Annotated in this window: 22 protein-coding genes and 1 tRNA gene; 9 read left to right on the plus strand and 14 right to left on the minus strand. The window is 70.6% G+C overall.

Annotated features, from left to right (window positions below):
- Nucleotides 1-3: 3 nt before the first annotated feature.
- A complete protein-coding gene (locus J5X86_RS02375; protein ID WP_078642320.1) occupies nt 4-492 on the minus strand; it encodes a MarR family winged helix-turn-helix transcriptional regulator in 489 nt (162 codons plus the stop codon).
- A gap of 204 nt (nt 493-696) precedes the next feature.
- Between J5X86_RS02375 and J5X86_RS02380 the strand changes: the two genes are divergently transcribed.
- Entirely contained in the window at nt 697-897 is a 201-nt protein-coding gene (locus J5X86_RS02380; RefSeq protein WP_059147250.1) for a hypothetical protein, read from the plus strand.
- Between the two features lie 68 nt (nt 898-965).
- Here J5X86_RS02380 and J5X86_RS02385 read toward each other — a convergent pair whose 3' ends face one another.
- The 4 genes from J5X86_RS02385 to J5X86_RS02400 all read right to left on the minus strand — a co-directional run bounded on the left by J5X86_RS02385 (nt 966) and on the right by J5X86_RS02400 (nt 4,047).
- On the minus strand, nt 966-1,802 hold the full coding sequence (locus tag J5X86_RS02385) for a hypothetical protein (RefSeq protein ID WP_208515143.1): 837 nt from the start codon (nt 1,800-1,802) through the stop codon (nt 966-968).
- Nucleotides 1,803-1,868: 66 nt separating this feature from the next.
- Nucleotides 1,869-2,699, minus strand: a complete 831-nt coding sequence (locus tag J5X86_RS02390; protein ID WP_078642318.1) for an RNA polymerase sigma factor SigF — start codon at nt 2,697-2,699, stop codon at nt 1,869-1,871.
- A gap of 188 nt (nt 2,700-2,887) precedes the next feature.
- Entirely contained in the window at nt 2,888-3,721 is an 834-nt protein-coding gene (locus tag J5X86_RS02395; protein ID WP_059147253.1) for an RNA polymerase sigma factor SigF, read from the minus strand.
- Between the two features lie 161 nt (nt 3,722-3,882).
- On the minus strand, nt 3,883-4,047 hold the full coding sequence (locus J5X86_RS02400) for a hypothetical protein (protein WP_165449176.1): 165 nt from the start codon (nt 4,045-4,047) through the stop codon (nt 3,883-3,885).
- Between the two features lie 243 nt (nt 4,048-4,290).
- Here J5X86_RS02400 and J5X86_RS02405 point away from each other — a divergent pair, with 243 nt between their 5' ends.
- Nucleotides 4,291-5,316 carry a 6-phosphofructokinase gene (locus J5X86_RS02405; RefSeq protein ID WP_014061835.1) on the plus strand — a complete coding sequence of 342 codons (1,026 nt, stop codon included), beginning with the start codon at nt 4,291-4,293 and terminating at the stop codon, nt 5,314-5,316.
- Between the two features lie 4 nt (nt 5,317-5,320).
- Here J5X86_RS02405 and J5X86_RS02410 read toward each other — a convergent pair whose 3' ends face one another.
- Complete coding sequence (locus J5X86_RS02410) at nt 5,321-6,205, minus strand: universal stress protein (RefSeq protein WP_208515144.1); 885 nt, start codon at nt 6,203-6,205, stop codon at nt 5,321-5,323.
- A 302-nt stretch (nt 6,206-6,507) separates the two neighbouring features.
- On the opposite strand from J5X86_RS02410, the gene J5X86_RS02415 reads away from it, so the two are divergent.
- Nucleotides 6,508-7,884, plus strand: a complete 1,377-nt coding sequence (locus J5X86_RS02415) for a DUF6777 domain-containing protein (protein WP_208515145.1) — start codon at nt 6,508-6,510, stop codon at nt 7,882-7,884.
- A 69-nt stretch (nt 7,885-7,953) separates the two neighbouring features.
- On the opposite strand, the gene J5X86_RS02420 is transcribed toward J5X86_RS02415, so the two are convergent.
- The 4 genes from J5X86_RS02420 to J5X86_RS02435 all read right to left on the minus strand — a co-directional run bounded on the left by J5X86_RS02420 (nt 7,954) and on the right by J5X86_RS02435 (nt 9,606).
- Nucleotides 7,954-8,040: transfer RNA gene (locus J5X86_RS02420), tRNA-Ser, on the minus strand.
- 79 nt (nt 8,041-8,119) lie between these two features.
- Nucleotides 8,120-8,620 carry a tRNA adenosine(34) deaminase TadA gene (gene tadA, locus J5X86_RS02425; protein WP_059148221.1) on the minus strand — a complete coding sequence of 167 codons (501 nt, stop codon included), beginning with the start codon at nt 8,618-8,620 and terminating at the stop codon, nt 8,120-8,122.
- A 101-nt stretch (nt 8,621-8,721) separates the two neighbouring features.
- Nucleotides 8,722-9,258, minus strand: a complete 537-nt coding sequence (locus J5X86_RS02430; protein WP_185930066.1) for a hypothetical protein — start codon at nt 9,256-9,258, stop codon at nt 8,722-8,724.
- 180 nt (nt 9,259-9,438) lie between these two features.
- Nucleotides 9,439-9,606 carry a hypothetical protein gene (locus J5X86_RS02435; RefSeq protein WP_014061828.1) on the minus strand — a complete coding sequence of 56 codons (168 nt, stop codon included), beginning with the start codon at nt 9,604-9,606 and terminating at the stop codon, nt 9,439-9,441.
- Nucleotides 9,607-9,794: 188 nt separating this feature from the next.
- Here J5X86_RS02435 and upp point away from each other — a divergent pair, with 188 nt between their 5' ends.
- Complete coding sequence (gene upp / locus J5X86_RS02440) at nt 9,795-10,430, plus strand: uracil phosphoribosyltransferase (protein ID WP_208515146.1); 636 nt, start codon at nt 9,795-9,797, stop codon at nt 10,428-10,430.
- Nucleotides 10,431-10,527: 97 nt separating this feature from the next.
- Here upp and J5X86_RS02445 read toward each other — a convergent pair whose 3' ends face one another.
- The gene (locus J5X86_RS02445) at nt 10,528-11,229 is read right to left on the minus strand and encodes a LytR C-terminal domain-containing protein (protein ID WP_208515147.1); all 702 of its coding nucleotides are present in this window, start codon (nt 11,227-11,229) and stop codon (nt 10,528-10,530) included.
- 132 nt (nt 11,230-11,361) lie between these two features.
- The gene (locus tag J5X86_RS02450; protein WP_208515148.1) at nt 11,362-11,661 is read right to left on the minus strand and encodes a type II toxin-antitoxin system VapB family antitoxin; all 300 of its coding nucleotides are present in this window, start codon (nt 11,659-11,661) and stop codon (nt 11,362-11,364) included.
- Between the two features lie 350 nt (nt 11,662-12,011).
- On the opposite strand from J5X86_RS02450, the gene J5X86_RS02455 reads away from it, so the two are divergent.
- A complete protein-coding gene (locus J5X86_RS02455) occupies nt 12,012-13,616 on the plus strand; it encodes an SDR family oxidoreductase (RefSeq protein WP_243979210.1) in 1,605 nt (534 codons plus the stop codon).
- A gap of 45 nt (nt 13,617-13,661) precedes the next feature.
- Here the strand turns inward: J5X86_RS02455 and J5X86_RS02460 are convergent, their stop codons facing one another.
- On the minus strand, nt 13,662-14,936 hold the full coding sequence (locus J5X86_RS02460) for a cytochrome P450 (protein ID WP_208515149.1): 1,275 nt from the start codon (nt 14,934-14,936) through the stop codon (nt 13,662-13,664).
- Nucleotides 14,937-15,122: 186 nt separating this feature from the next.
- Between J5X86_RS02460 and J5X86_RS02465 the strand changes: the two genes are divergently transcribed.
- Together J5X86_RS02465 and J5X86_RS02470 are read left to right on the plus strand one after the other, a co-directional pair.
- Complete coding sequence (locus tag J5X86_RS02465) at nt 15,123-15,536, plus strand: BlaI/MecI/CopY family transcriptional regulator (protein ID WP_208515150.1); 414 nt, start codon at nt 15,123-15,125, stop codon at nt 15,534-15,536.
- Between the two features lie 3 nt (nt 15,537-15,539).
- The gene (locus J5X86_RS02470; RefSeq protein ID WP_208515151.1) at nt 15,540-16,487 is read left to right on the plus strand and encodes a M56 family metallopeptidase; all 948 of its coding nucleotides are present in this window, start codon (nt 15,540-15,542) and stop codon (nt 16,485-16,487) included.
- 95 nt (nt 16,488-16,582) lie between these two features.
- Here the strand turns inward: J5X86_RS02470 and J5X86_RS02475 are convergent, their stop codons facing one another.
- A complete protein-coding gene (locus J5X86_RS02475) occupies nt 16,583-17,038 on the minus strand; it encodes a tellurite resistance TerB family protein (protein ID WP_208515152.1) in 456 nt (151 codons plus the stop codon).
- 314 nt (nt 17,039-17,352) lie between these two features.
- Between J5X86_RS02475 and J5X86_RS02480 the strand changes: the two genes are divergently transcribed.
- Nucleotides 17,353-18,513 (plus strand): acyltransferase family protein, encoded by a 1,161-nt coding sequence (locus J5X86_RS02480; protein WP_208515153.1) that lies wholly within the window; start codon nt 17,353-17,355, stop codon nt 18,511-18,513.
- A 270-nt stretch (nt 18,514-18,783) separates the two neighbouring features.
- Nucleotides 18,784-21,120, plus strand: a complete 2,337-nt coding sequence (locus J5X86_RS02485) for a germacradienol/geosmin synthase (protein WP_374229213.1) — start codon at nt 18,784-18,786, stop codon at nt 21,118-21,120.
- The last annotated feature ends 180 nt before the right edge of the window (nt 21,121-21,300 follow it).

The following is a 21,300-nucleotide window of genomic DNA, read 5'->3' on the forward strand; positions in this document are numbered from 1 at the left end:
TCCTTAACGTTGCGAAGGTGTACGGGTGATGCTGGTCTCGGCCTGATGCGGCACGGCCCGGGAACGTGTGTCCCCGAAACTCGTCCGCAAGCGGTCGAGAAGTTCGTTGAGGTGGTCGACGTCCTCGTCCGACCAGTCGCTCAGACAGCTGGCGAGCGCGTCCGTGTAGCGCTCGGACACCTGGCCGAGCAGGGTTCGTCCGCTGGCGTTGATGCTCAGCAGCCGCGACCGCCGGTCGAGCGGGTCGGGCTTGCGGTCCACCCAGCCGCGGTCCGCGACATGTGCCACATGCCGGCTGGTCACCGACATGTCGATGTCGAGCAGCTCGGCGAGCTTGCTCATGCGCATCTCGCCGTTGCGGTCGAGGAGCATCAGCACGATGGCGGCGCCCGATGGGCAGTCGGCCGGCAGGACGCGCCCGAGGCCGCGCTTGACGGTGCCGATGGCGCTGAGCTGCCGGGCCAGCTCCTCGTAGTGGCGCTGTGTGGCCACGGCACCCCCCCAGAGGGATTGGTCAGTTGCTTGAGGCAACCATAGAAGAAGTTAGTTGCAACAGGCAAATGAAAGGGCGGTCTGGGCGGTAAATTGCCGTTAAAGAGTCGTTCTGGAGTCGGTCAAGTGGGGTGGCTGAGGCGTGCGGTGCCGCTGAGACCCGGGGGTGTCCCGGAATCCGCTCGTTCGCTAGGGTCGGGGCCCATGGCGAACAACCCCCAGAGCCCCAACGGCAACCAGGACCCGTCCGGTTCCACTCAGATGTTCCGCGCCTTCGTCGACGAGGGCACGCGGCAGCCTCAGGCGTCCACCGGATCGAGCGGCGGTTCGCGCGTCGGTGTGATCGTCGGCGTGATCGCGGCGGTCGTGATTGTCGCCGCGGTGGCCTGGCTGGCGCTGGGCTGAGCCCCGAGGCCCTGACGCTTCCAGCGGGGGCATGAGCTCCCGCGCACCTTACGGCTGCCGGGCCGGCCTTACGGCTTCCAGGCGACCGAGACGTCCCTGGTCTCGATATGCATGCCCAGCGGCACCCGCCAGTCGTCCACGCACACCGTCCAGGTCTTCTCCTTCTTCTGACCCGCGCCGATCGGCGCGGGCAGCTCTTCCTCGGACTCGAGCGTCGCCCAGTCGATGCCGAGGAGGTCGATCACATGTGTCGAGAAGGTGACGGTGCCCGAGGCGACAGCGGATCCCCCGGTGTTGTGGAACTCGACCTTCACCTTCTCGCACCAGCGCTCATCGGTCGCCGTGCGCTCCGGCTTACCGACTTCGAGGACGGCCGGTCCGGTGGGCGTGGGGGAGCCGGAGGGGTCCGAGGGGTCTGAACCGGGCCCGGAGGGCGAGGGCTCGCCCGGCCCGTCGCCATCAGGTCCGTCGCCCTTGGGTCCGTCGTCGCCCTTGGGTCCGTCGTCCGTACGCCCCGGGGTCCCGGAGCCGCTCTTCCCGCCGCCCGGGCCGTCCGTACGGACGGGGGCCTGCGGCGATGCCGAGGGTGCCCGCGAGGCCGGTCCGTCCGTTCTGCCGTCCCCGGTGGGGCCGGACGCGCCCCGATCGCGCTTCCCGCCCGTGCCGCCCTTACCGTCGCGATCGTTCCCTGTGCCGTCCTCGTCCAGGGGCACCAGGTCGACGCCACCCTTGGGCGGTACGGCCTTCGCGCTCCGCTGGCCGTCGGGCCCGGCCGCCCCGGCGGCGACATAGCCGTCGCCGCCTCCGCCGCAGCCGCTGAGCAGGGCCCCCAGGCACAGCGCGGCCGCCGAGGAGGCAAGCGCCGTGCCTCGGCGGCCGGTTGTCCGGCTCGATGCGTATCGCATCGGGCCAGTGTGTCTGACGGCCCGTCAGGTGTACAGGGATCCGACAGGGCGACCGGTCGGTCCGGCTCAGTCCGAGATCAGGCCCTCGCGCAGCTGGGCCAGGGTCCGGGTGAGGAGCCGGGAGACATGCATCTGGGAGATCCCGACCTCTTCGCCGATTTGCGACTGCGTCATATTGGCGAAGAAGCGCAGCATGATGATCTGGCGCTCGCGCGGCGGCAGTTTGGCCAGCAGGGGCTTGAGCGACTCGCGGTACTCCACGCCCTCCAGCGCGCTGTCCTCGTACCCCAGCCGGTCGGCGAGCGACCCCTCGCCGCCGTCGTCCTCGGGGGACGGGGAGTCCAGCGAGCTGGCCGTGTAGGCATTGCCCACCGCGAGCCCGTCGACCACGTCCTCCTCCGAGACGCCCAGCGCCGTGGCGAGCTCGGGGACGGTCGGGGAGCGGTCGAGCTTCTGTGACAGCTCGTCACTGGCCTTGGTGAGTGCCAGCCGCAGCTCCTGCAGCCGCCGCGGGACCCGCACCGACCAGCTGGTGTCACGGAAGAACCGCTTGATCTCGCCCACGACGGTCGGCATGGCGAACGTCGGGAACTCCACGCCCCGTTCGCAGTCGAAGCGGTCGATCGCCTTGATCAGGCCGATGGTGCCGACCTGGACGATGTCCTCCATCGGCTCGTTACGGCTGCGGAACCGGGCCGCCGCGTAGCGGACGAGCGGGAGGTTCAGCTCGATGAGGGTGTCACGGACGTAGCCGGCCTCCGCACTGTCCTTGTCGAGTGTGGCGAGCCGCAGGAAGAGGGAGCGGGAGAGGGTGCGGGTGTCGATGGCGTCGCAGTCGTCAGGCATCAGCGGTGCGTCGTTGTTGAGCACCTTCGAGCTGCCCAGTTCTACGGACATGCCACCCCCTAGAGGTCGCGGACGGATCCCAGCTGCGCGGTTCGCGTCCGACGCAGCCTCCCCCTGAATACCGGAGGTCGGGCCCCGTCAAACGCGGTTCCTGCAGAATGTCACATGTCGGCAACACGCTGTAGCGCCAAGTCGACATTACAGCCTTGAGGTGCCGGGGCGCAGGTCCCTCGCAAGGATCAGGACTCGATCCGATTTGCGGACCTCAGCCTGGCGAAGCTGCGGGACAGCAGCCGGGACACATGCATCTGGGAGACGCCGAGCTCGGCGCTGATCTGAGATTGCGTCAGATTGCTGTAGTAACGCAGCAAAAGGATACGCTGCTCGCGCTCGGGCAGTTGTACGAGGAGATGGCGCACCAGATCGCGGTGCTCGACTCCGGCGAGCGCCGGATCCTCGTAGCCGAGCCGGTCGACCAGCCCGGGAAGTCCGTCGCCCTCCTGGGCGGCCTCCAGGGAAGTGGCGTGATAGGAGCGGCCCGCCTCGATGCAGGCGAGCACCTCCTCCTCGCTGAGCTTGAGCCGCTCGGCGATCTCGGCCGTCGTCGGGGAGCGGCCGTGCAGCACGGTCAGGTCCTCGGTCGCGCCGTTGACCTGCACCCACAGCTCATGCAGCCGGCGCGGCACATGGACGGTGCGGACGTTGTCGCGGAAGTAGCGCTTGATCTCGCCGACGACGGTCGGCATGGCGAACGTCGGGAACTGCACCCCGCGGTCCGGGTCGAACCGGTCGATCGCGTTGATCAGGCCGATGGTGCCGACCTGGATCACGTCCTCCATGGGTTCGTTGCGGCTGCGGAAGCGGGCCGCGGCGTAGCGGACCAGCGGCAGATTGGCCTCGATCAGCGCGGCGCGCACACGGGTGTGCTCGGGGGTTCCGGGGGTGAGGCCCGAGAGCTCGGCGAAGAGCACCTGGGTGAGCGCTCTGGCGTCAGCCCCGCGGCTTCTGCCGCTTTCGCTGCCGCCATCGCCCTGGGGCGGGGTTCTGGGCGCGGTACGGGCCGACACGGTCACGCCACCCCTTCACGATTACTCGCCCGGCAAAAGCGGTCATAGCATCACAAGACATGTGCACTGTGTGCAAGCACCGCTTTACCACGTGTTGGTGGAGGAATCGCCTAATAATGGGCTAAATGGGGTGGCAGTTCGAGAGGTGGGAGCGGGGTGGATCGAGGCTATTTGGTCAGTTCCGTCATGAACTCGCCGACGCTCGTGGCGGCGTCCGATATGCCCTCGAAGCCGACCTGCACGAGGTCGGCGGCCCTGGCCGGCGTCTTGATGATCGTGTACAGCACGAAGACGATCAGCATATAGAGCACGATTTTCTTCGCCTGGGCCATCTGTGCTGCCTCTCCCGCTGTGCCCTTGTGCAGTCGCGAGAGTCTATCCACACCTCTGGCGCATCAGTCGTATCAGTCGGATGAACAGACTGGTGTTGTGGAAACGGTCCTTCGCCGGTGTGGGCGCCGCGCTACAAATGGGTGGATTCTGGAGAAAGAGGGGGGTGGCATGAGTGGCACCAGAAGGAGCGGCGGCAGAAGGAGCGGCGGCAGCGGCTCGGGGTGTCGGCGGAGGGAGCGGAGATGCGTGTCGGTGTGCTGACCGGCGGCGGTGACTGCCCCGGGCTCAACGCCGCGATCCGCGGCATCGTCCGAAAGGGCGTGGAGGTGCACGGCTTCGAGTTCGTCGGCGTGCGGGACGGCTGGCGCGGCGTGCTCGAAGGAGCCATCGTGCCGCTGGACGTGCCGGCCGTGCGCGGCATCCTGCCGCGCGGCGGCACCATCCTCGGCTCCTCCCGGACCAACCCCCTGGCCAGCGAGGACGGCGTCGGCCGAGTGCGGGAGACCCTCGCCGAGTACGAGGTGGACGCGCTCATCGCGATCGGCGGCGAGGACACGCTCGGAGTCGCCGCGGCGCTGGGCGGCGAGGGCATCCAGGTGGTCGGGGTGCCCAAAACGATCGACAACGACGTGGCCGGCACCGACTACACCTTCGGCTTCGACACCGCCGTCAATATCGCCACCGAGGCGATCGACCGGCTGCACACCACCGCCGAATCCCACACCCGCGCCCTGGTGGTCGAGGTGATGGGGCGGCACGCCGGCTGGATCGCGCTGCACTCGGGGATCGCGGGCGGTGCCAACGTCATCCTCATCCCCGAGCAGCCCTTCGACATCGGCCAGGTCTGCGCCTGGGTGGAGAACCGCTTCAAGATCAGGTACGCCCCGATCGTGGTGGTCGCGGAGGGGGCCGTGCCGAAGAAGGGGCAGATGGTGGTCAAGGACTCCAGCCTGGACGAGTTCGGCCATGTCCGGCTGTCCGGTATCGGCGAGTGGCTGGCCCATGAGATCGCCGATCGCACCGGCAAGGAGGCCCGCACCACGGTCCTGGGCCATATCCAGCGCGGTGGCACGCCCAGCGCCTTCGACCGCTGGCTGGCCACCCGCTTCGGGCTGCGCGCGATCGACACCGTCAAGGACCAGGACTTCGGCACGATGGTGGCGCTGCGCGGCACGGACATCGTGCGCATACCGCTCGCGGAGGCCACGGCGGGCACCAAGACCGTCGATCCCGCGCTCTACTCCGAATTCGGGGTGTTCTTCGGCTGAGCGCTCAGAGCGCGGGATGCGGCACGACCGCCACCGGGCAGTGGGCGTGGTGCAGTACGGGGTGGGCGACCGGCCCCAGCCGCAGCTCGGTCGGCCGGGTGGCCGCACGGCGCCCGATCACCAGCAGCCCGGCCCGCTCCGAGGCCCTCACCAGCGCCTCCGCCGGATTGAGCAGAATGACGTCCGGCACCACCGTGACCTCCGGATATCTCTCCCGCCACGGCCGCAGGGCGTCGGAGACCACCTGGCTCTCCTGGTCCTCCCATATCGCGCGGTCCTCCTCCAGTACCGTGAGCATCCAGGCCGACGGGGAGGCCGGGGGCAGCGCCCACGCATGCACGACCCGCAGCGGCACGCCCCGCTCCTGGGCGGCGCGGAACGCGAAGTCGGCCGGTGCCTCCGCCGGGGCATGCGTGTCGAAGCCGAGCTGCACCTCGTCCGTATGCGCACCGTCCCATCCGCCGCCCGTACGCCGCGCCTCCGGGACCGTGACGACCGGGCACTGAGCCATCGCCGCCACCCGCAGCGCCACGGAGCCCACCGCCAGCCCGTCGAAGCCTCCCCAGCCCCGGGCCCCGACCACCAGCAGCCCGGCGCCCGCGGCGGCCGTGAGCAGCGCTTCGGCCGGTTCGGCGGCGGTGTGCTCTCCTTCGACCTCGAGGTCCGGATCGCGTGCCCGGAAGTCGGCGACCGTCTGCCCGAGCATCTGCTCGCCCACGTACTGCCAGGCGTCCGCCCCGGGCACCGGCGAGACTCTGCGCGGCAGTGGCGGACTGGCGTGCACGAGCCGCAGCCCGCGCCCGCGCCGCGCCGCCTCCCGCGCGGCCCACTCGGCCGCCGTAAGGCTGCGCTGCGATCCGTCGACCCCCGCCACGACAGCGCCGCTCATCCGGGTCCTCCTCGGCTGCCGTCCGTTCTCCGGTCCGTTCCCCTGCCAACTGGAGCAGGTCCGTTTAGTCTAGATACGCGGCGAACATCCGACATGGTCGGAGGGGGCGCCGTACACAGACCGCGAGGGGTAGCGACCGCCTCCGGTCCGGGCCACCGGACCGGGGGCGGTTCTGCGAGCAGCGGCGGGCAAACACGGGCCAAGTCCCCCAAAAGTGGGGTGAGATGTCAAGGATTCGGGGGAAGCGGGAGCGTGCGGAGCGAGCGCAGGATGGGGGGGCGAGGTAAGGGAAGGAGAGGGAAATGCGCTCGATCTCATGGCACCTCACCTCACGTCGCTCAGCACTCTTCGTCGGTTTCGTCGTCGTGGTGGCCGTCGTGGTGGTCCTTGGGATGGTCTCCTCCTCCGAAAAGGCCTCCGGGAAAGCTTCCGGAGAGGCTTCCGGGGAAGCCCCCCGATTCGCCTCGACGGTCGAATACCGGCGCGAACCCGTAGGAAGGACCTCGGTCCCCGCGTTCACCTCCTCCGTCGGCCATGACCGCAAACGCGTGGTCTCGCCGTCCAACGGAGGCCGGGCCTTCCGCGGCGACACCCCCGGTCTCTACGCCGGCGTCCGGAACCGGCAGCCCTGCGACCGGCAGGGACTGACCCATGACCTCGACGCGGACAAGAAGAAGGGGGCCGCCTGGAGCCGGGTCCAGAACATCGGCCAGGACGACATCCCCGGCTTCGTCCAGCGGCTCACGAGCGTCACCCTGCGCTCCGACACCTATGCGAAGACCTACGGCTACCGCGGCGGGGTGAAGCCGGTGTCCGCCGTCCTCCAGGCCGGAACGGCGGTTTTCGTCGATGAGCACGGCGCGCCCGTCGTGAAGTGCGACTCCGGAAATCCCGTAAGGGTCTCGGCCCCGCCGCGCAACGCCAAGCCGACCTTCACCGGGCCCCAGTGGAACGGTTTCTCCCGGACCACGGTGACCGTCATCCGGCCGTCCACGAAGGACGTCAAGCACCTCGTCCTGGTGGGGACCGGCAAAACCGAGCTCCTGAAGCGCCCGCTCGGCGACGGTGACGGCAGCGGGGACCCGCGCGACACCGTGCTGGCACGGGCCGACTACCCGTCCACCCTGGCGATGCCGGGCGAGCAGCACGCCCCGCGCCTGCGGGAAGCGCCGAAGGTCAGCCTGAAGCCGTCCGACCGGTTCACCCCGCTGGAGACCGATCGCCCGTCCGCGACCCCCTCGCAGCAGTCGCAGCCCTCCGACCAGCCGTCGGATCCGGGTCAGCAGCCGCAGGACCAGCCCACGGATCCGGGCCAGCAGCCCCAGCCGCAGGACCAGCCCACGGATCCGGGCCAGCAGCCCCAGCCGCAGGATCAGCCGTCGGATCCGGGTCAGCAGCAGCCCCAGGACCAGCCCTCCGACCCGGGTCAGCAGCAGCCCCAGGACCAGCCCACGGATCCGGGCCAGCAGCAGCAGCCGCAGCCCCCGCCGAACCAACCCCCGCCCAATCAGCCGCCCCCGAACCAGCCCCCGCCACCGCCGCCGCCCAACCAGCCCCCGCCCAACCAGCCCCCGCCGAACCAACCGCCTCCGAACCAGCCTCCGCAGGACCAGCCACAGCAGCAGCCCGACCCCAACCAGCAGCAACCCCCGCAGCAGCCGCCCCCGTCCGGCCCCTGACGGGAGGGGACGACCCCCGCACACACGTAGGGCCCGGTTCGTACGAACCGGGCCCTACGTTTTTCGCGGCGGTAGCGGTGGGATTTGAACCCACGGAGGAGTTGCCCCCTCACGCGCTTTCGAGGCGCGCTCCTTCGGCCGCTCGGACACGCTACCGAGGGAGAGCCTAGCGGACGGGTGGCCGGTAACCGAAATCGGTTCCGGGATGGAGCCGGGACGGGACCGGGCGCAGGGGTCAGGACTTGCGGAAGAAGGTGGTCAGGGGGGCCGCGCACGCCTCCGCCAGGACGCCCGCGATGACCTCGGGGCGGTGGTTGAGGCGGCGGTCGCGGACGACGTCCCAGAGGGAGCCGACCGCGCCGGCCTTCTCGTCCACGGCGCCGTAGACCAGCCGGTCCAGGCGGGACAGGACGATCGCGCCGGCGCACATCGTGCACGGCTCCAGGGTGACCACCAGGGTGCAGCCGGTCAGCCGCCAGCCGCCGAGGTGGTGGGCGGCGGCTCGGAGGGCGAGGACCTCGGCGTGGGCCGTGGGGTCGCCGTGGGCCTCGCGCTCGTTGCGGCCGCGGCCGAGTACCGAGCCGTCCGGGCCCAGCACGACGGCGCCGACCGGCACATCCCCCGTCTCGGGTGCCCGTACCGCCTCCTCCAGCGCCAGGCGCATCGGGGCGCGCCAGGGATCGCGCAGGGGGTCGGGTTCGGGGCCGGGCAGGAGGCCGGTCAGCGGATCGGTCATGACGTCAGTGTGGATCGGTTCGTGCGGATCGGTTCGGTTCGCGATTCGTGTGGATCACTTGGATCAGTGCGGTGACGGGGTGGGTGGCATGGCTGCGGCGGTCAGCGCACCGCCTCCAGCCCCTCCATGCTGCAGCCCAGCATCTCGGCGATCGATTCGAGGGCGTCCCCGTCGAGGGACTTCAGCTCCTTCTCGTCCATGCCGTAGTCGGCCAGGATGTCGGCGTCGCCGAGCGGGCCGAGCGGGACCGGGGCGTCGTCCGCGTCCTCGTCGTCCCGGTCCGGCTCGCCGTCCTCGGTGCCGTCCAGGTCGACCAGGCTGTCCAGATCGTCGTCGGGGTCCCGGCCGAGCAGCTCGTCGGTGAGCATCGAGCCGTACGAGGTGCGGGCGGCCGCTGCCGCGTCCGATACGTAGATGTGCGGGTCGTCCTCGCCGTCCACACGGACGACGCCGAACCACGCGTCTTCGTGCTCGATGAAGGCCAATACCGTGTCGTCGTCCTTGGAGGCCAGACGGGCCAGTTCGATCAGATCCGTCAGGGTTTCCACGTCATCGAGCTCTGTGTCGCTCGCTTCCCACCCTTCTGCGGTGCGCGCGAGCAATGCGGCGAAGTACACCGTGACTCTCCCACTGGTCATAGGCGTGCCGGGGCGGGCGGGACAGTGTCCCGCCCCAATCGGAATCGTGGCAGAAACCGTCGCGTCGCGAGAGGTCTTCCACGCTGCGTCGTGCACCAGTCCAAAGAGATGTGGCTCACGCGGACGGAATCGAAACGCGCGGAAACCCCCTCCGGCGGTTCGGTGGAAGCCCACCAGAGATCACCAGGAAAAGGTCCGCATGTGTATCGCCCGGCGCATCCGGGCAGCGCGGGCCTGGCGGGGACGCACCCGGTTCCGCACCGCTCTGGCTTCGTTCAGCGCGCGCAGGAAGCGGTCGCGACGGCGGCGGCGTTCCGCGGAGGTTTCCTTCGCGGTCGCGTCGGCCATGGTCAATCACTCCTCGGGGCCGAGGTGTCGCCCGGGGGCACCCCGGGCGCTGCTGCCCACTTTCCCCCGAAACGGCGGTTTGATTCCAGTGCGGCGGCAGACGGTTGAGCGCGAGGGAGACGCACGGAGGGGGCGGACGGGGTCACCGGCGGCAGCCGGGCTCCGGAGGCTCGGTTAGTGTCGTTGCCATGCGGATCCACGTCGTCGACCACCCGCTGGTGGCGCACAAACTCACCACGCTGCGCGACAAGCGCACCGACTCCCCCACCTTCCGGCGGCTCGCCGACGAGCTGGTGACCCTGCTCGCGTACGAGGCCACGCGCGATGTGCGCACCGAGCAGGTCGACATCGAGACCCCGGTGACGGCCACGACCGGAGTACGGCTGTCCCATCCGCGCCCCATGGTCGTGCCGATCCTGCGGGCCGGTCTCGGGATGCTCGACGGCATGGTGCGGCTGCTGCCCACCGCGGAGGTCGGCTTCCTGGGCATGATCCGTGACGAGGAGACGCTCCAGGCGTCCACCTACGCCACCCGGATGCCCGAGGACCTCTCCGGCCGTCAGGTCTACGTCCTGGACCCGATGCTGGCCACCGGCGGAACGCTGGTCGCGGCGATCAGGGAGCTGATAGCGCGGGGCGCCGACGATGTGACCGCGCTGTGTCTGCTGGCGGCGCCGCAGGGTGTCGAGCTCATGGAGCGCGAGCTGGCGGGCGCGCCGGTGACGGTGGTCACCTCGTCCATCGACGAGCGGCTCAACGAGCAGGGGTACATCGTGCCCGGGCTCGGCGACGCGGGTGACCGGATGTACGGGAGCGCGGGCTGAGCTCCGCTCGAAGGCGCTGTGGGCTGAGCACCGCTTAAGGGCACTCCTCGGCGGTCAGCGGCCCAGGGTGCTCGCACGCGAGTGGTCGGGCGCCGGGTCAGTGGCAGGGCTTTCCGGAGGGCGCGGGCGAGGGCTTGGCCAGGGCGGCCAGCGCCTTGTCGGCGTCCTTCTGCTTGACCAGGTCCTTGAAACTGTTGCCGATGATCAGATCGATGTCCTTGCCGTTGCGCGCGTCGTTCTTGGTCTGGGCGCCGCTGAGCTGAGTGCCGAGCACATTGAAGGCCCCGTCGCCGGCGCCAGGGGCGCCGAGCAGCATCCCGGCGGTCTTGACCTTCTTGTCGTACTCGGCCGGGGCGTTGCCCACTTTCCCGATCTTGAAGCCGCGCTTCTCCAGCTCCTTCGCGGTGTCCTTGGCGAGGCCGGAGTGCGTGGTCGCGTTGTAGACGTTGACCGTGATCTGGGAGGGCTTGGGCAGTTTCCCGCCCGTACGGCCCTGTCGGCCGCTCTGACCGCTCTGGCCGCTGTCGGACTGGCCGGACTTCGCCTTCTCGTCGGGGCGCTTGTCGCCGCGCTCGCAGTCCCCGGTGCCGTGCGCCGCGCGGACCGTCTGGTCGTCGCGGCCGCCGGAGAAGACGTCGATGAGCTGAAGTGTTCCCCAGCCGACCAGGCCGAGCGTCAGGACCGAGCCGAATGCGGCGAACATCAGCCGCCGGCGGCTCCGGGGTCGGCTCATCCGCGGGTAGCGATCGCCCGTAATGCGGTACTTTCCGCCCATGCCGGGAGGGGTCAGCATGCTCATGAGCGCAGCGTAGTGCGACCAGGTGGCGATGCCTACTAAATGATCAATGGTTGGTGCTCAGACCAACCCGAAAGGGTCAACAGAGATCGGAAGTCGATCAGCGACGATCGGTCACCGGGGGCGCGGGCGCGGTCAGCTCTCGAGCTCCAGGACGCGCGCGTGCAGCACTTGGCGCTGCTGGAGCGCGGCGCGCACCGCCCGGTGCAGCCCGTCCTCCAGATAGAGGTCGCCCTGCCATTTCACGACATGGGCGAAGAGGTCCCCGTAGAACGTCGAGTCCTCCGCGAGCAGCGTCTCCAGGTCGAGCTGCTGCTTCGTCGTGACCAACTGGTCAAGACGTACCGGGCGTGGGGCGACATCCGCCCACTGGCGGGTGCTTTCCCGTCCGTGGTCGGGATAGGGCCGACCGTTTCCGATGCGCTTGAAGATCACACGGAAAGCCTACCGGGCAAGCCCCTCCCGGCGCAGCCAAGGCGCCCGAGTGCCGGGTCGGGGCCGATCTTCGCCGGGCTCGGAAAAACGGAAAAAATACTCTAAAGGGGCTAGGCGCTCAAAGGGGGTCGGAGTAACGTAAATAACAGCCTGCGGGGCGAGCGAGGGAGCTCGACCGGAGAGGCGCTCAGGACAGAGGACGTAAGTCCCCCGGAGCGTTTCCTAGATGGCCGTGCTGAGAGGCTCGAAGGTCGGGGAGACCGGAGAGCGACCTCCACTACCTGATACGGACAATGCCGCCGAAGGGAGCCCACCTCGCAGGTTTTGTCCTGCCCGCGCACCATGGCCTCATGGCTGTTCCCGAGCGTCCGCCGGAGCCGGATCAAGCGGTGGATGGTGCGCCTGACCGCGCGCCGGAGCCGCGCCGCTGTCTGGTCACCGGGGCCACCGGCTATATCGGCGGCAGGCTGGTCCCCGAGCTGCTGGCCGCGGGGCATCAGGTGCGGTGTGTGGCCCGCTCGCCCGAGAAGCTGCGCGATCACCCCTGGGCGGGGCGGGCGGAGACCGTACGCGGCGATGTGACCGACGAGGAGTCCATCGGCGCCGCCATGGAGGGCGTGGACGTCGCGTACTACCTGGTCCACGCGCTGGGCACCGGACCCGGCTTCGAGGAGACCGACCGCCGCGCCGCCCGGATCTTCGGCGACCGGGCCCGGGCCGCGGGGGTCCGCCGGATCGTCTATCTCGGCGGGCTGACCCCGGGCGGGGTCCCCGAGCGCGCGCTCTCGCCCCATCTGCGCTCCCGGGCCGAGGTGGGCCGGGTGCTGCTGGACTCCGGGGTGCCGACGGCCGTTCTGCGGGCCGGGGTGATCGTCGGCTCGGGCTCGGCCTCGTTCGAGATGCTCCGCTATCTCACCGAGCGGCTGCCGGTGATGGTGACGCCCCGCTGGGTGCACACCCGCACTCAGCCGATCGCCGTCCGCGATGTGCTGCGGCTGCTGGTGGGCTGCGCCACGCTGCCGGACGAGGTGCACCGGACCTTCGACATCGGCGGCCCCGACGTCCTCACCTACCTCGACATGATGCGGCGATTCGCGGAGGTGACCGGGCTGCGGCGGCGTCTGGTCGCACCGGTGCCGGTGCTCACCCCCAGGCTGTCCAGTCTGTGGGTCGGCCTGGTCACCCCCGTACCGGGCGCCATCGCCCGCCCGCTGGTGGAGTCGCTGCGCCATGAAGTGGTGTGCGCCGAACGGGACATCGTCCGCTATGTGCCGGACCCGCCGGGCGGGCCGCTCGGTGTGGACCGGGCGCTGGAGCTGGCCCTGCGGCGGGTCCGCGACGCGAAGGTGGCCACCCGCTGGTCCTCCGCCGCCACCCCCGGCGCGTCCAGCGATCCGCTGCCCACCGACCCCGGCTGGGCGGGCGGCAGCCTCTACCAGGACCGCCGCGCACGCGCGGTGGACGCCTCGCCGGAGGACGTCTGGCGGGTGGTGGAGGGGATCGGCGGGGAGAACGGGTGGTACTCGATGCCCCTCGCCTGGGCGCTGCGCGGCTGGATCGACACCCTGGTGGGCGGCGTCGGGCTGCGCCGGGGCCGCCGCGACGCGGCGCGGCTCAGGGTGGGGGACAGCCTCGACTTCTGGCGGGTGGAGGAGGTCCTGCCGCCCCGGCTGCTGCGACTGCGGGCCGAGATGCGGCTGCCGGGCCTGGCCTGGCTGGAGATGACGGTCGACCGGGGCGCGCGGGGCGGGACGGTGTACCGGCAGCGGGCGCTGTTCCATCCACGCGGCCTCGCCGGACATCTCTACTGGTGGTCGGTCGCGCCCTTCCACGCCCTCGTCTTCGGCGGTATGGCCCGGAACATCGCCGCCCGGGCCGAGAAGGACGTGGCCGGGACGGACAGGGGCGGGACGGACGCGGCCGGGACGAGTGCGTCCGCGTCCCGCTCGCGGTGAACCCCGCCGTCGGCCCGGCGGGTCCCGGGCTGCTGAGCCCCGCCGTCACCGGGACCCGTTCGAGGACCCGTTCGGGGATGCCTTCGGCCGCAGTCCCTCCAGGGCGATCGGCAGATGCCGGGGCCCGCGCAGCACCGCGTTGCGACGGTAGGTCGGCGGGTCCTCCAGCAGCCGGGGCTCATCCAGCCGCCGGGCCAGCTCGGTCAGCGCGATCTGCGCCTCCAGCCGGGCCAGCGGGGCGCCGAAGCAACTGTGGATGCCGCTGCCGAAGCCGAGGTGCTGGTTGTCCCTGCGCTGCGGATCGAACCGGTCGGGGTCGAGGAAGCGCTGCGGATCGCGGTTGCCCGAGGCCAGCAGCAGCCAGACGGACGCCCCCTTGGGGATGGTCACGCCCGCGATGTCGATCTCCGAGAGCGGGGTGCGCTGGGGAAGCATCTGCACCGGCGGATCGAACCGCAGCAGCTCCTCCACCAGCGGGACGACCAGATGGGGAGCCTTGCGCAGCCGGGCGAGCACATCGGGGTTGCGCAGCAGGGTCAGCATTCCGTTGGTGATGAGGTTGACGGTGGTCTCATGCCCCGCCACCAGCAGCAGCGCCGCGGTGCTCAGCAGCTCCACACGGCTCATCCGCCCCTCCGGGCCCTGCCCGTTGACCAGGTCGGAGAGCATGTCGTCGCGGGGTGCGCGGCGGCGCTCCTCCATCAGCTCGGACAGGTACATCGCCAGTCCCGTACGGGCCTGCCGGGTGATCCGCCGCCGCTCGGCGGCGTCCGCGTCCGGGTCGGGGTCCAAACTGACGGCGAGGGTCTCGGCCCAGGCGTGGAAGCGCGGCTCGTCCTCCCGTGGCACCCCGAGCAGCCGGCAGATCACGGTCACCGGGAAGGGGTAGGAGAAGTGGTCGACGAGATCGATCCGGTCCCGGCCCTCGAAGCCGTCGATCAGCTCGCCGACGATACGGGTGAGTTCGCCGCGCATGGCGTGGAGCCGGCGCGGGGTGTGCGGCGGGCCGAAGGGCGCCATCGCGAGCCTGCGCAGCCGGTCGTGCTCGGGCGGGTCCAGCCGCAGGAAGCTGGGCGGCAGCCCCGGGTCGTCCTCCTCGACCAGCTCCGGGGCGGCCTCGGGATCCAGATTGCGCGCCTCGGAGCTGAGCCGGGGGTCGTGCAGCAGACCGTGGATCTCCCAGTAGGTGGAGACGATGTACGGGCCCCCCTCGTCGTGCACCACGGGCGTCTTGCGCAGCTCGGCGTAGATCGGGTACGGGTCGGCACGATGGGCGTAGTCGGTGATCTGCCGCGCGAGTGAGCCTTGCGTCTGCGTCATGGCTGAGTGAGTTCCTTCGTCGGGGTCGTCCCCCTGCTCAGCATCGGTGAGGCGGCCCGGGCCCGCGCGTACAGCCCGGCCAAAGGGGCGAACGCACGACCGGGGCCCGGGGAAGAGGGCGGCGGCCCGTCGCTCGCTACCATGTAGCGCCACGCGCCGGGCGCGTGCGGTGTGGAAGGAGACGGTGTGACGGACCACGACCGGACCGGCGGGCCCGGCTGGCCCCGCCGCCCCCGTCGGCGTGGCCAGGGCGAACTGGAGGCGCAGGTGCTCGCCGCGCTGCGCCGGGCGCCGGGGCCGGTGACCGCCGCATGGGTGCAGGAGCGGATCGAGGGCGAGCTCGCCTACACCACGGTCATGACGATCCTGTCCCGGCTGTACGCCAAGCAGGCCGTGACCCGTGAACGCGCGGGCCGTTCCTTCGTCTGGCGGGCGGCGTCGGACGAAGCGGGGCTCGCGGCGCTGCGGATGCGCCGGGTGCTGGACGGCCAGGACAACCGTGAGGCGGTCCTGGCCAGCTTTGTGACCGGGCTGACCCAGGACGACGAGCGGCTGCTGCGCGACCTGCTGAGCGAGGTGGCGGAGGAGCCGGAGGACTGACCGATGGGTGTCTTCGTCTTCCTCCCGCTGGTTCTGCCCTTGACGGCGCTGCCGATCGCCCGGCTCGCCGAACAGCATCTCCACCCGCGCACCGCCACCCGGCTGCTGACGCTCGTCGGCACCGTCCTTACGGTGTGCTCCACGCTGTGCCTGGGGCTGCTCATGGTCGTCGGCACGGCACAACTGCCGGGCAATCCGCTGCCGGACAGCTGGTCGGACCCCGAAGTACGGGCGGCGGTGCCCTGGGACGCGGTGGCCGGAAAGGCGGCGATCGGCGCGCTGGTGGCGGTGGCCGTGTCCGGTACGGCCACCTGTCTGCGCCATGTACGGGTGCGGCGGGACGCCCGGCTCGCGCTCGCCGGGCTGCCGGAGTCACCGGTCGCGGTGCTGCCCGACGACAAGGCGTACGCGTACGCGCTGCCCGGCACGTCCGGGCGGACGGGGCAGCCGGGCCGGATCGTGGTCTCCACCGGGATGCTGGACAGCCTCAGCCCCCACGAGCGGCGGGCCCTGATCGCGCATGAGCGCGCCCATCTGACCGCGCACCACCACCGCTATCTGCTGGCCGCACAGCTCGCGGCGCGGGCCAACCCGCTGCTGCGGCCGCTGCGGACCGCGGTGGAGTACTGCGCCGAGCGCTGGGCGGACGAGGAGGCGGCCCGGGAGGTCGGTGACCGCCGGGTCACGGCGCGGGCGGTCGGCAAGGCCGCCCTGGTCTCCCAGGGCACGCCCGGGCCGGCCCTCGCCGGGTTCGCCGCGCCGGGGCCGGTGCTGCGGCGGGTCGCGGCGCTGCTGGGGCCGGTGCCGCCGTCCCGGCACTGGCCGCCGACGTGGACGGCGGCCGGGCTGGCCCTGTGGATCGCGGCGGTGGGCACGGCCGCGTCCGCCCTGTCGTCGGCGAACGCGGCGGTCGCCCTGGTCCTCGTTCTGCACGCCGCGACGCCGCTGTAGGACGCGCCTTACGGCTTATGCCCAGCGGCTTACGGCTTGGCGCTGACGACGTGCGGCTTATGGCATGCGGGGCCGCTATGGCATGCGGAGCCGCCTTACAGGTCGAACTCGGCCGGCGGGAGGTCCAGCGCGTAGCACGCCTCGCGGACCATGGCCTGCTCGGTCTTGTCGAAGTCGCCGTCGGCGCCCCCGATGACGATGCCGATCTGGATCACGGCGCGCGCCTCGGCGGGCTTCTTCTTGGCCTTGGCGACCTCCTGCATCACGCTCACCTTGCCGAAGTCGAAGTCGGTGGTGAGCTTGTTGAGGTAGTCGTTGAAGCGCCGCTGCAGATCGTCGGCCGGGAAGTTCTGCAGCACGTCATTGGTGGCGATCAGCTGGGCGACACGCTGCCGCTCGGACGGCTCGACCGAGCCGTCCGCCGCCGCCACCAGGGCACACATCGCCATGCTCGCGTCGCGGAACGCGCCGCTCTTCAAGTCGTTCTTCTTCTCGGCGAGCTGAGTCTGCATCGTCTGGGCGGATTCCTTGATGCGGTCCCACAGGGCCATGGCCACTCACACTCCATAGGGTCGTTAGCATCTACAGTTGTGTAGAAGTTAGCAGGCGGGGTCGGTCAAGGCCGGGCGGATCGGCCCTCTTCATCGCTCTCTGAACTTCCCGGAGGGGTAAACAAGTTCCCAAGTTGAGGAGGTGAAGGATGCGCTGGGCTGGGCGTAAACCGTCGTACGCGAGAGCTGAGCCTTTTCGGGCGAGGCGCGGCGGGCGCCACTATGGTGCGTGGAATGTTCCACTCCGCAACCCTCCGCCGAAACCTGGAAAGAGGCGGGATTTTCCCCGCAGGTTCCCCGGGAGGCAGCATGTGATGAACGTCTCGTCCTTACTGTCGGCGCGGCGGGCACCGGCGACCCCGCCCCCCGAGGCGGTACCAGCCTCGCCCCCCGCGCCGAAACAACGTGACGCGTTCTTCGACAACGCCAAGTACCTGGCGATCGTGCTGGTCGCGATGGGACATGCGTGGGAGCCCCTGCGGGGCGGCAGCAGAGCGGCGTCCGCGCTCTATATGACCGTCTACACGTTCCATATGCCGGCGTTCGTTCTCATCTCCGGCTACTTCTCGCGGAGTTTCGATTTCCGGCCGGACCGGCTCAAGCGCCTGATCACGGGTGTCGCCGTCCCGTACCTCCTCTTCGAGGTCGCGTACACCTTCTTCAAGCGGTGGGCGGGCGACGATCCGTCCTATCCGATCACCCTGCTCGACCCCTGGTACCTGACCTGGTTCCTGATCGCGCTCTTCGTCTGGCGGCTGACCACGCCGCTGTGGCGGATCGCGCGGTGGCCGGTGGCGCTGGCTCTCCTCGTCGCCGCGCTCGCCACCTGTTCACCGGATATCGGTGACGACCTCGATCTGCAGCGGGTGCTGCAGTTCCTGCCCTTCTTCGTGCTGGGGCTGCATCTGCGGCCGGAGCACTTCCGGATGATGCGGCGACGCGAGGTCAGACGGCTGTCCGTGCCGATGGCCGCCGCCGCGGTGATCTTCGCCTACTGGGCCGTGCCGCGGATGAACCCCGCGTGGCTCTACCGCCGGGACAGCGCGCAGGAGCTCGGCGCGCCGTGGTGGGCCGGGCCGGTGATGACGTTCGCCCTCTTCGGCTGCTCCATGGTGCTCACCGTGTGCTTGCTCGCATGGGTGCCCCGGCGCCGGATGTGGTTCACGGTGCTCGGCGCCGGGACGCTGTACGGCTATCTGCTGCACGGCTTCCTGGCCAAGGGCTCCCGCTTCTGGGACTGGTACGACCACCCATGGCTGCACCGGCCGCTGGGGGAGATCGCGGTGACGGCGGTGGCGGTGGCCGTGGTGACCGCCCTGTGCACACCGCCCGTCCAGCGGATGTTCCGGTTCGCGATGGAGCCGCGGATGGAATGGGCCTTCCGGCCGTCCGCGCGGTCCGTCGGCGGAGCCGCCGCCGACCGGCCCGGCAGCACCGAATCGGCCCGTACGGCGACCGCGTCCGCCTCCCGCTAGGCGCGGCGTCCGCCTCCCACTAGGCGTGCTCACGTGCCCCGTCAGGCGCGCTCACCGCGCCCCGTGGTGACCCGGCCGACGGCCCTTGCCACGGGGTGGTGGGCGGTGAGCGGCGCGGTGAGCGGTGCAGGGTACCGGTCGCGGCAGCGCATTCGTGTGACTAATGAGGCTTTCGGATAGGCCGAGAGTGGCATGGGTAGCCCGTAGCCGACCCCGGTCCGTAGCCGACGGCTACGGGCCACCGTCGCACGGAGAGGCGCCGGCCCAGCAGTGACACAGCCCTTTCAACTCCCCGAGTTCTACATGCCGTATCCGGCCCGGCTGAACCCCCATCTCCAGGAGGCACGGGAGCACTCCACCCAGTGGGCCCGCGCGATGGGAATGCTCGAGGGCTCGGGGATCTGGGAGCAGAAGGATCTCGACGCCCACGACTACGCCCTGCTGTGCGCGTACACCCACCCCGACTGTTCCGGCGCGGAGCTCTCGCTGATCACGGACTGGTATGTGTGGGTCTTCTTCTTCGACGACCACTTCCTGGAGACGTTCAAGCGCTCCCAGGACCGTGAAGCCGGTAAGGCGTATCTCGACCGGCTGCCCGCCTTCATGCCGATGGATCCGGCCGCCGGGACTCCCGAGCCCACCAACCCGGTCGAGGCGGGGCTCGCGGATCTGTGGGCGCGGACGGTGCCCTCGATGTCGTCGGACTGGCGGGCCCGGTTCCGGGAGAGCACCGAGAATCTGCTCAACGAATCGCTCTGGGAGCTCTCGAACATCAACATCCACCGGATCCCCAATCCGGTCGAGTACATCGAGATGCGCCGTAAGGTCGGCGGCGCGCCCTGGTCGGCCGGGCTGGTCGAGCATGCGGTGGGGGCCGAGGTGCCGGCGGTGATCGCCGGGTCGCGGCCGATGCGGGTGCTGCGCGACGCCTTCGCGGACGCGGTGCATCTGCGCAACGACCTGTTCTCCTACCAGCGGGAGATCGAGGACGAGGGCGAGCTCAGCAATGGCGTCCTGGTCCTGGAGACGTTCCTGTGCTGTACCACCCAGGAGGCGGCCGACTCCGTCAACGAGCTGCTCACCTCACGGCTGCGGCAGTTCGAGGACACCACGCTCACCGAGCTCGGCCCGCTCTTCGCCGAGCACGGCCTGGACCCGGCGGCCTGTGCGGGCGTCCTCGCCTACGTCAAGGGGCTCCAGGACTGGCAGTCCGGCGGCCATGAGTGGCATATGCGCTCCAGCCGCTACATGAACGGGGCACATGGCGCGGACGAAGCGGGCGGCGCGGGCGGCGCTCACGGCGCCGACGAGGCGGGCGGCACCGGCCAGGTGGCCAAGGCCCCGGCGTGGTCCCCCTTCGCGCTCAGCGGCCTCGGTGTCTCCGCGGCGAGCCTGCCGCTGACCACCGGCCGGGCGGAGGCGGCCAGGGCGCGCACGTTCAGCCATGTCCCGTTCCAGAAGACCGGGCCGTCCCTGCTGCCGGACTTCTTCATGCCGTTCACCCTCCGGCTCAACGCACATCTGCCCGCCGCCCGCCGCCATCTGACCGACTGGGCACACCGGATGGGCATCCTCGAACCGCAGCCCGGCATCCCCGGTTCGCGGGTCTGGGACGAGGAGCGGCTGCTCGCCGCCGATCTCCCGCTGTGCGCGGCGGGCATCCACCCGGACGGCTCCCTGGACGAGCTCGACCTGGCGTCGGGCTGGCTGGCCTGGGGCACCTACGCGGACGACTACTACCCGGCGGTCTTCGGCCGCACCCACGACCTGGCCGGAGCCTGGGCGTGCAACGCCCGGCTCGGGGCGTTCATGCCGCTCGACGCGGGCCCCACCCCGGTCCCGGCGACCGCGCTGGAGCGCTCGCTGGCCGATCTGTGGGGCCGTACGGCGGGCCCGATGGAGGACTCGGCGCGCCGCGATCTGCGGCAGTCCGTCGAGGACATGACCGCCAGTTGGCTGTGGGAGCTGGCCAACCAGACGAAGAACCGGATCCCCGACCCGGTCGACTACATCGAGATGCGCCGGCACACCTTCGGCTCCGACCTCACCATGAGCCTGTGCCGACTGGCGCGCGGACGGCGGGTGCCGCCCGAGATCTACCGCAGCGGCCCGGTCCGGTCGCTGGAGAACGCCGCCATGGACTACGCGACGCTGCTCAACGACGTCTTCTCGTACCAGAAGGAGATCGAGTTCGAGGGCGAGGTCCACAACGGCGTCCTCGTCGTCCGGAACTTCTTCGACTGCGACTATCCGACCGGGGTCGCCGTCGTGAACGATCTGATGACGTCCCGGATGCGGCAGTTCCAGCATGTCGCGGAGCACGAGTTCCCCGTGCTCTACGAGGACTTCGGCCTGGCGCCGGAGGCCCGGAAGGCGATGGACGGCTATGTGCGGGAGCTGCGCCACTGGATGACCGGGATCATGAACTGGCACCGGGAGGTCCCGCGCTACCGGGAGGCGGAGCTGCTCCGCGTGCACCGGCAGCCGATGGGGGCCGGGGCCGGATCGGCGGCGCGGCCGGTGGCCCCGTGGCACGGGCCCACCGGGCTCGGCACTTCGGCCGCGCGGATTCCGGTGCCCGCCGGGGCAGTCGGAGCACGTCCGTAAGGATCTCGGGGCCGTATGGGCCCCGGGTCCGTAAGGGCCTTGAATCGGCCGCCCCGCCTTGTCCGTCGGGACATGGCGGGGCGGCCACTTGTCGGACTGACCGGACTGACCGGACTGACCGGACTGACCGGGCCGTCCGGGCCGTCCGGGCCGATGCCCCGATGCCAGGTGCTCTTCCCT

The organism is Streptomyces sp. NEAU-YJ-81 (assembly GCF_017592595.1).
Lineage (GTDB): Bacteria > Actinomycetota > Actinomycetes > Streptomycetales > Streptomycetaceae > Streptomyces > Streptomyces hygroscopicus_B.

Bases quoted from the DNA above. Each gene is read 5' to 3' on its own strand.
- upp (WP_208515146.1), top strand. From the start codon at position 9,795: ATGCGGATCCACGTCGTCGACCACCCGCTGGTGGCGCACAAACTCACC.
- J5X86_RS02475 (WP_208515152.1), bottom strand. From the start codon at position 17,038: ATGGCCCTGTGGGACCGCATCAAGGAATCCGCCCAGACGATGCAGACT.
- J5X86_RS02445 (WP_208515147.1), bottom strand. From the start codon at position 11,229: ATGAGCATGCTGACCCCTCCCGGCATGGGCGGAAAGTACCGCATTACG.
- J5X86_RS02390 (WP_078642318.1), bottom strand. From the start codon at position 2,699: ATGTCCGTAGAACTGGGCAGCTCGAAGGTGCTCAACAACGACGCACCG.
- J5X86_RS02380 (WP_059147250.1), top strand. From the start codon at position 697: ATGGCGAACAACCCCCAGAGCCCCAACGGCAACCAGGACCCGTCCGGT.
- J5X86_RS02410 (WP_208515144.1), bottom strand. From the start codon at position 6,205: ATGAGCGGCGCTGTCGTGGCGGGGGTCGACGGATCGCAGCGCAGCCTT.
- J5X86_RS02460 (WP_208515149.1), bottom strand. From the start codon at position 14,936: ATGACGCAGACGCAAGGCTCACTCGCGCGGCAGATCACCGACTACGCC.
- J5X86_RS02480 (WP_208515153.1), top strand. From the start codon at position 17,353: ATGAACGTCTCGTCCTTACTGTCGGCGCGGCGGGCACCGGCGACCCCG.
- J5X86_RS02385 (WP_208515143.1), bottom strand. From the start codon at position 1,802: ATGCGATACGCATCGAGCCGGACAACCGGCCGCCGAGGCACGGCGCTT.
- J5X86_RS02430 (WP_185930066.1), bottom strand. From the start codon at position 9,258: ATGACCAGTGGGAGAGTCACGGTGTACTTCGCCGCATTGCTCGCGCGC.
- J5X86_RS02415 (WP_208515145.1), top strand. From the start codon at position 6,508: ATGCGCTCGATCTCATGGCACCTCACCTCACGTCGCTCAGCACTCTTC.
- J5X86_RS02455 (WP_243979210.1), top strand. From the start codon at position 12,012: ATGGCTGTTCCCGAGCGTCCGCCGGAGCCGGATCAAGCGGTGGATGGT.
- tadA (WP_059148221.1), bottom strand. From the start codon at position 8,620: ATGACCGATCCGCTGACCGGCCTCCTGCCCGGCCCCGAACCCGACCCC.
- J5X86_RS02400 (WP_165449176.1), bottom strand. From the start codon at position 4,047: ATGGCCCAGGCGAAGAAAATCGTGCTCTATATGCTGATCGTCTTCGTG.
- J5X86_RS02470 (WP_208515151.1), top strand. From the start codon at position 15,540: ATGGGTGTCTTCGTCTTCCTCCCGCTGGTTCTGCCCTTGACGGCGCTG.
- J5X86_RS02435 (WP_014061828.1), bottom strand. From the start codon at position 9,606: ATGGCCGACGCGACCGCGAAGGAAACCTCCGCGGAACGCCGCCGCCGT.
- J5X86_RS02405 (WP_014061835.1), top strand. From the start codon at position 4,291: ATGCGTGTCGGTGTGCTGACCGGCGGCGGTGACTGCCCCGGGCTCAAC.